General features: G+C 50.2%; 1 pseudogene. It reads right to left on the bottom strand.

Features of this window, described 5'->3' with window-relative positions:
* Window positions 1-223, bottom strand: a pseudogene (locus tag HJY11_RS14070) (hypothetical protein); the annotation flags it as partial.

The raw sequence follows: 223 nt of genomic DNA on the forward strand, positions 1-223 counted from the left end.
GCTTTTTCCACGGTCGGTCCTCCTTTCTGTGATCTCCACTTCTCCGGTCTCCAGATTCAGGATATAAGATTCTTCCCTCTTCCGTTCCCGGTCTGCCTTGTTGTCCGGCAGTTGTACCAGCGTGTAGGAAAAATACAAATACCCTGTTTTCTCGTGCCAAGCCTCCCGGATGCTCTCCTTATCCACGTACCATCCGGCCGGAACCTCAATTTTATGGTTATAG

Origin of the sequence: Bittarella massiliensis (ex Durand et al. 2017), assembly GCF_017566145.1 — a bacterium.
GTDB lineage: Bacteria > Bacillota > Clostridia > Oscillospirales > Ruminococcaceae > Bittarella > Bittarella massiliensis_A.